Annotated in this window: 7 protein-coding genes (1 of these 7 running past the window's edge); 4 read left to right on the top strand and 3 right to left on the bottom strand. The window is 70.1% G+C overall.

Annotated elements, in window-relative coordinates:
- The 3 genes from FrCorBMG51_RS14675 to dnaA form a co-directional block, all read right to left on the bottom strand.
- Positions 1 to 447, bottom strand: the beginning of a protein-coding gene (locus tag FrCorBMG51_RS14675; RefSeq protein ID WP_047223616.1) for a DNA replication/repair protein RecF. It extends 963 nt beyond the left edge of the window; only the first 447 of its 1,410 coding nucleotides appear in the window; it begins with the start codon at positions 445 to 447; the stop codon falls past the left edge of the window.
- A 1-nt stretch (position 448) separates the two neighbouring features.
- Positions 449 to 1,606: a DNA polymerase III subunit beta gene (dnaN, locus tag FrCorBMG51_RS14670; RefSeq protein WP_047223615.1), complete on the bottom strand. Its 1,158-nt coding sequence runs from the start codon at positions 1,604 to 1,606 to the stop codon at positions 449 to 451.
- A gap of 770 nt (positions 1,607 to 2,376) precedes the next feature.
- The gene (dnaA, locus tag FrCorBMG51_RS14665) at positions 2,377 to 3,879 is read right to left on the bottom strand and encodes a chromosomal replication initiator protein DnaA (RefSeq protein WP_047223644.1); all 1,503 of its coding nucleotides are present in this window, start codon (positions 3,877 to 3,879) and stop codon (positions 2,377 to 2,379) included.
- Positions 3,880 to 4,209: 330 nt separating this feature from the next.
- On the opposite strand from dnaA, the gene rpmH reads away from it, so the two are divergent.
- The 4 genes from rpmH to yidC are packed head-to-tail and all read left to right on the top strand — an operon-like array spanning position 4,210 to position 6,744.
- Complete coding sequence (gene rpmH, locus FrCorBMG51_RS26885) at positions 4,210 to 4,347, top strand: 50S ribosomal protein L34 (RefSeq protein ID WP_013871596.1); 138 nt, start codon at positions 4,210 to 4,212, stop codon at positions 4,345 to 4,347.
- A gap of 31 nt (positions 4,348 to 4,378) precedes the next feature.
- Entirely contained in the window at positions 4,379 to 4,846 is a 468-nt protein-coding gene (rnpA, locus tag FrCorBMG51_RS14660) for a ribonuclease P protein component (RefSeq protein ID WP_047223614.1), read from the top strand.
- The gene (gene yidD, locus FrCorBMG51_RS14655; protein WP_086055463.1) at positions 4,843 to 5,355 is read left to right on the top strand and encodes a membrane protein insertion efficiency factor YidD; all 513 of its coding nucleotides are present in this window, start codon (positions 4,843 to 4,845) and stop codon (positions 5,353 to 5,355) included. The genes rnpA and yidD overlap by 4 nt, the downstream gene beginning before the upstream one ends.
- 12 nt (positions 5,356 to 5,367) lie before the next feature.
- Positions 5,368 to 6,744: a membrane protein insertase YidC gene (gene yidC, locus FrCorBMG51_RS14650; protein WP_047223613.1), complete on the top strand. Its 1,377-nt coding sequence runs from the start codon at positions 5,368 to 5,370 to the stop codon at positions 6,742 to 6,744.
- Positions 6,745 to 6,964: the final 220 nt, after the last annotated feature.

Below are 6,964 nucleotides of genomic sequence, written 5' to 3'. Positions count from 1 at the left end.
ACCGGCGAGCCGGGGGGTGCGGGCCACCAGCAGATCGTCGAGGAACCGCCGGCGCCCGGCCGGATCCCCCTTGACCAGGGCCAGGTCCTCCGGAGCGAAGAACACCATGACCAGCAGGCCGAGGACGTCGTGGGATCGGGCGAGGGGAGCCCGGTTGAGCCGGGCGCGGTTCGCCCGGCCCGGGATGATCTCGATCTCGACCAGCGCGGCGCGGTCGCCCCGCGCGATCCGGGCCCGCACCGCGGCGCTCGTGGCGCCCTCACGGACCAGCGGGGCGTCCGAGGCCACCCGGTGACTGCCAAGCGTCGCCAGGTAACCGACGGCCTCCAGCAGGTTGGTCTTGCCCTGCCCGTTGGAGCCGACGAACGTGTTCACCCCGGGTGCGAGCAGCAGATCCAGTGCCGGGTAGGACCGGAAGTCCACCAGCGACAGATGGGTGAGACGCACGTCACCCGGACAGCCGGATCGGCATGAGCAGGTACCGGTAGTCCGGGACCTCACCGTCGTCGGGCGCCTTGCCGGTGAGGATGGCGGGCTTCTTCGACGCCTCGTCCGGGTCGTCGGCGCTGGCGAACCCGACGTGGACGACATCGGACTCCAGCGCACCCAGGCCGTCGAGCAGGTACGACGGGTTGAAGGCGATCGACAGCGACGGTCCGTCGTAGCCGATCGTCAACGTCTCCTGGGCCTGGGCCTCACCGCCGGCCCCGGCCTCCAGAACCAGTTGATCGTCGGAGAAGCTCAGCTGGACCGGGGCGGTGCGGGCGGCGACCAGCGCGACACGCTTGACAGCCTCGGCGAACGGGGCGATCTCGACCTGGGCGGTCAGCGGTGAGCTGTCGGGCAGCAGCCGCTGGTAGGGCGGGAACGAGCCGTCCACCAGGCGGGTCGTGGTCTGACGGCCGCCACCGGCGAACCCGGCCAGCGCCTCCCCGGAGGGACCCGAGCCGAGGGAGATCGCGACCTCCACCCCGGACCCGGACAGGGACTTCGCCGTCTCGCTCAGTGTACGTGCCGGCACCATGGCCACGCCGTCGGCCGTCTCGGACGCCGGGCGCCATCTCAGCTTCCGGACCGCCAGCCGGTAGCGGTCGGTAGCGGCCAGGGTGAGGACATCGCCGTCGATCTCGACCCGCACACCGGTGAGGACGGGCAGGGTGTCGTCCTTGCCCGCGGCGACGGCGACCTGCGAGACGGCCCCGGCGAACGCCGCGCCCTCGATGTGGCCGGTGACCGCCGGCATCGGCGGCAGCGCCGGGTAGTCGTCCACCGACATGGTCGGCAGGGTGAAACGCGCGTTGCCACAGGTGAGGACCACCCGCGCGCCGTCGGTGTACAGGTCGACCGGCGCGGACGGGAGGGCCCTGGTGATCTCGGCGAGCAGCTTGCCGGAGACCAGGGCCCGGCCCTCCTGCTCGATCGCCGCGTCCACACCGGACTGGGCGGCCACCTCGTAGTCGAAGGCCGCGACCGTCAGCGACGGCCCGGTGGCGTCCAGCATGAGGCCGGCCAGGACCTGAAGCTGGGAGGTCGCCCGGGTCGGCAGTGTGCGCGCCGTCCATGCCACGGCATCGGTGAAGTCGTCCCGTTCAACCCGGAACTTCATGATTCGCCCTTCTGAACCGTTCGTCCTCGTGACCACGCCGACCTGTCATGCCGGCTGCGTGCTGACAGGTGCGGGTCCCGCCAGATGCTGCCGGCGGCCCAACGAACACGTTCGCAGGTCCGACCGCTGTCGTGCCGCTGCCTGTCGTTGTCGAGCCACTGTCGAGCCACTGCCAGGCCACCATGCCGCATCCGGTACGGCGTTCCAGCATCGCAGGCTTCGGCCGGCGGCTCACAGCGGGGCCCGGCGCGAGGCTGGCACTGCCGCGGTGGCCCGCTGTGCGTGACGAGATCCCGGACAGCGATCCGAAGGCGACGCGCGGACGATCATGCGAGGTTGTCCCCAGGCCCAACTTCCAGTGGGGTTGTTCATTAAAAAATGATCTAGTTCGTCGTGTCAGTAGGGCCGGTGGATACTGGGGACAACTTGCGTTTTCGCAGGTCAAGAGCTTAAGAGGGGGTGCGGATCGTGTGGAAACCGCTGTGCCCAGCTCCAGTGGATTTCCACCGCCGGCCTGTTTGTCCCCCGCTCGTCCCCGGTTGTTCGCAGTCTGTCCCCCGGCTGTGCACAGTTTCCACACAGCCTGTCCCCCGTTACGCACAGGCCGCCGCGGGCCTCCGCCCACGGATTCCACAGGGTTTTCCACAAGCTGTGCACAAGACTCCACAGGGACACCGGCGTGGATCCGGCTACCAGCAGTAGCTCCTACCCCTGCTTCGCCCGGGTCATGCCTGTCGGGCCTGTCGAGTCGGGCGTGCCTGTCGAACCGGTCAGGCCTGTCGGGTCTGCGCCCGGATGCGGTTGGTCAGTTCGGTGACCTGGTTGTAGATCGCCCGGCGTTCGGCCATCAGCCCCCGGATCTTGCGGTCCGCGTGCATCACCGTGGTGTGGTCCCGGCCGCCGAAGTGCTGGCCGATCTTCGGCAGCGACAGGTCGGTCAGCTCCCGGCACAGGTACATGGCGATCTGCCGGGCGGTGACCAGCACCCGGCTGCGGGACGTGCCGCACAGGTCCTCCATGGACACACCGAAGTACGTCGCGGTCGCGTTCATGATCGCGGCAGCGGTGATCTCCGGGTCGGCCGCGTCCGGGATCAGGTCCCGCAGGACGATCTCGGCCAGTGTCCGGTCGACGTGCGACTTGTTCAGGCTCGCGAACGCCGCCACCCGGATCAGCGCGCCCTCCAGCTCCCGGATGTTGCGCTCGATGTGGGTCGCGATGTACTCCAGCACGTCGCCGGGGACCGGCAGCCGCTCGGTGGCGGCCTTCTTCGACAGGATCGCGATCCTGGTCTCCAGGTCGGGCGGGGTGACGTCGGTGATCAGGCCCCACTCGAACCGGCTGCGCAGCCGGTCCTCCAGCGCCGAGAGCTGCTTGGGGGAACGGTCGGAGGAGATGACGATCTGCTTCTCGGTGTCGTGCAGCACGTTGAAGGTGTGGAAGAACTCCTCCTGGGTGCGCTCCTTGTTCTCCAGGAACTGGATGTCGTCGACCAGGAGCACGTCGGTGTCCCGGTAGCGGCGTTGGAACGCCTGCTGCCGGTCGTCCCGGATCGAGTTGATGAAGTCGTTGGTGAACTCCTCCGAGCTGACATACTTCACCCGCGAGTCCGGATACAGCTTCAGCGTGTAGTGGCCGATCGCGTGCAGCAGGTGGGTCTTGCCGAGCCCGGAGTCGCCGTAGATGAACAGCGGGTTGTACGCCTTCGCCGGCGCCTCGGCGACGGCCACCGCAGCCGCGTGTGGGAATCGGTTGCTGTCACCGATGACGAACGTCTCGAACACGTAACGTGGGTTCAGTCGGGTCGGCTCGTAGGACCGGGGCGCCGGGTCGCGTCCGAGGCCCGGGGTGATCCTGGCCGTATCCGCAGCGGACGCCGCGGACGTGGCAGACACGGCGGACACGGGGGATACCGGGGAGGTGGGCAGCGGTAGCTGGATCGGCCCGGTCATCGGCTCCGGGTCGGGCAGGTGCTCGACGGTGACCGCCACCCGGATCTCTCGTCCATAGGCTGTGGACAAAGCTGTGGACAGAAACGGTCGGAGGCGCGAGTCGAGCAGGTCCTTGGTGAACTCGTTCGGGGCCGCGAGCAGCGCGGTGTCCTGGACGAGGCCGAGCGGACGGGTCAGGCGCAGCCAGGCCCGCTGCTGGGCCGACAGGGTGCCGTCCGCGACCCCGGCGACGGCCTGTCCCCACACGGCGGACAGGTCCGGTTCCTCGACAGGCACCCTGCCTGACATGCCGGCGGAGGGGTCGGCGCTAAGGTCTGTCACGAGGCGGGCTCCTCCGAAGACGTCGGACGGGTGGACAGGGCCGGACCGGGCGCCTGCGGCCACCCCTGCCGGGGCAGTTCTCCACATGGTCGTCCACAAGCTGTGTACGACCATGACACCGCACCGGCAAAGCCGCTTTCGCGCCGCCCCCACCCGGCGCGCCAGCGCGGCCGGCCGACACCCGCCGGCCCGCCCCCGCACGGCGGGGCTTGATAGTCTCAGGCGTCGGGTTGCGGCGACAGTGCGCTCTCGGGTGGGTGTCTCCACCGCGTTCTGTACCGTTTCCGTGGCTAGTGTTGTCCTTTGCCCGTCTGGCGTCCGGAGTCCTCTGTGAGCAAGCGCACCTTCCAGCCGAACAACCGCCGGCGTGCCAAGACGCATGGTTTCCGGCTCCGGATGCGGACCCGTGCCGGTCGTGCCGTGCTCTCGGCCCGTCGCCGCAAGGGCCGCAGCGAGCTGTCCGCCTGAGATCCACCCGCGCCCCGGTCCTTTTCGCGTCATGCTGCCCGTTCGGAACCGTGTCCGGACCAGGGCCGAGCATGCCTCGATCAGTGGCGCCGGCCGTCGCAGCCGCAGCGGCCCACTGGTCATCCACAGTCTGATTGTGGACAACCACGCTGTGGACGGCGGTCCGGAGCCGGTCGTCACACTTCCGCCACGGGTCGGTTTCGTCGTGGGACGCAAGGTGGGGAACGCGGTTGTGCGCAACCGCGTCCGCAGACGCCTGCGGGAGCAGGTCCGTGCCCGTCTCGACCGCATCCCCGCCGGAACACTCGTGATCGTGCGAGCCTTACCGGAGAGCGCCACCGCATCCTCGGACGAACTGGGGCGGGCGCTCGAGCGGGGCCTGCGCGGCCGTCTCGTCCCGGCCACTCCTGGCACAGCCGGGGCAGGCATGGCTGGGACGGTCACAAGGCCCACCGGCACCACCGGTACCGCTGGCACCGCGGACCGGCAGTCACGATGAGCCGCGGTGGCGTTGCGCTGGCCGCGGGCCTGGTCGTCGTGATCGACCTGCTCGCCGCCACCCGCCTGGCCGGGCGGCTCGCGCCACGGATGTCCCGTGGCCGGGACGACGTGGTGCGCAGCCCGCTGGCCTGGGTACTGCGCATGATGATTGCTTTCTACCGGGCCGTCTGGTCCCCACGCAGCGCGGGGCTCTGCCGCTTCGAGCCGTCCTGCAGCGCGTACGGGCTGGAGGCGGTGCGTCGTTACGGCGGGGTCCGGGGCGGCCTGCTGGCGGCCTGGCGGCTGCTGCGCTGCCAGCCGCTGTCGGCCGGTGGCCACGACCCGGTGCCGGTGCGTGCCGACATCCCGCCAGGCCGCCCCGGGCGCTTCGGCGGGCCGGCCGGTGAACGCGGTGTCCCCGCCGGTGAGCAGGCCGCTCAGGCCGTGGCCGCGGGTGCGCGGCAGCGGCTGGACCCGCACCCGAACTCGCCCGAACCGACCGCGTCCCGCTGTGGCACGAGGGTCTAAGGAGACGAACCAGTGCTGGATCCCCTCTACCATCTCGCGGCGAACGCGATCGTCTTCTTTCACGGGGGCTTCGGGCCGATCTTCGGCCGGGACAGCTTCTTCGCGTGGGCGCTGTCGGTCGTCCTGCTGGTGATCTGCGTCCGGATCATGATCTTTCCGCTGTTCGTCAAGCAGGTGAAGGCCCAGCGGACGATGCAGCTGATGCAGCCGAAGATCAAGGAGATCCGGGACAAGTACGGCCATGACCGGCAGCAGATGAATGCCAAGATCATGGAGTTGCAGAAGGAACATGGCAACCCGTTGCTCGGGTGCCTGCCGATCCTGCTCCAGATCCCCCTGTTCATCGCGCTGTTCCACGTCTTCAGCCACCTGAGGCCGGTCGACCGGCCCGGCGGCGTGCTGGAGTGGGCCCCCCGGGTCGGGCTGAGCGCCCAGCAGGTGCAGCAGATCGCCGAGGCCAAGCTGCTCGGCGTCTCGCTGTCCACCTCGTTCACCTCGTCGTCGAACTTCCTGGAGTTCGTCCAGGCGAACGGGACGAACGTCAAGATCTTCGCGGTCACGTTGATCGTCCTGATGGGTGCGACGACGTTCCTCACCCAGCGGCAGATCATGGCGCGGACCGGGCCGGTCGATCCGCAGCAGGCGATCGTGCAGAAGGTCCTGCTCTACGGCTCCCCGATCATGCTCGCGGTGTTCGGCTTCCAGTTCCCGATCGCTGTCCTGCTGTACTGGCTGACCACCAACCTGTGGAGCATGGGCCAGCAGTTCTTCGTGATCAAGAAGATGCCGCCGCCGGCTGTGCAGGGCGCCGGCGGGCAGGTGCCGAGCACCCGGTCGGCGCCCGGGGCGAAGAACGCGTCCGGGACGAAGAACAGGACATCGCAGCCGGCGCCGGCCCGTCCCGCGCCAGGTGCCCGGCCAACCAGCAAGGGTAAGAACCGACCGGGTGCGGCCTCGCCGGCCACGGGCTCGACCGCCGCATCGACCGACAGGACGCCGGGCGGTGCCGGCCAGGCCGAAACCGGAGCCGGAGCCGGCAAGACGGCGAACTCCAACAAGGCCGTGCGCAAGGCTCCGCCAGGAACCCGTTCCCCCCGAGGCGGCTCCGCGCAGTCCTCGCAGCCGGCCCAGCAGCCGGCCCAGCCGAAACAGCCGACTCAGCCCGCCCGCCCGTCGAAGGCATCCGACGCGGCCGAGGCCGGCGAGGCGGTACCGCAGCCGGCGCAGACGCAGAACGGGTCCGCTCCGGACAGGCACACCCCGGCCGGTGACGACGCCCAGCCCCGGGCGGGAAAGCCCCATGCCACGGCGGGCGTACGCCGGCATACAGGTGGTTCCCGGCCCGCCAAGCGACGTGGCAAGGGCGGCCGCCCCGGAGGCCGACGGTGACCGTTCCCGCGGTGACCATTCCTGCCGGGAATCGGCGCCGGGCTCGCCCGACCCGCGATCCGCAGACGTCCACCCGTGTAAGGAGCTGCTCTGATGACCGGTTCCGCATCTGACCTGGCCGCCGCCGACATCACGGTCAGCGGAGTCGAACAGGCCGACGGCCTGTCCACACCGGCCACCTCCCGGCCGGCGCCTCCCGGCGGGGAGGACAGCCCCGCCC

The organism is Protofrankia coriariae, assembly GCF_001017755.1.
Taxonomy (GTDB): Bacteria; Actinomycetota; Actinomycetes; order Frankiales; family Frankiaceae; genus Protofrankia; species Protofrankia coriariae.
This window is presented reverse-complemented; position numbering and strand designations above follow the sequence as displayed.

Excerpts from the sequence above, each read along its gene's own strand:
- dnaN (WP_047223615.1), bottom strand. The coding sequence starts at position 1,606 with ATGAAGTTCCGGGTTGAACGGGACGACTTCACCGATGCCGTGGCATGG.
- rnpA (WP_047223614.1), top strand. The coding sequence starts at position 4,379 with ATGCTGCCCGTTCGGAACCGTGTCCGGACCAGGGCCGAGCATGCCTCG.
- yidD (WP_086055463.1), top strand. The coding sequence starts at position 4,843 with ATGAGCCGCGGTGGCGTTGCGCTGGCCGCGGGCCTGGTCGTCGTGATC.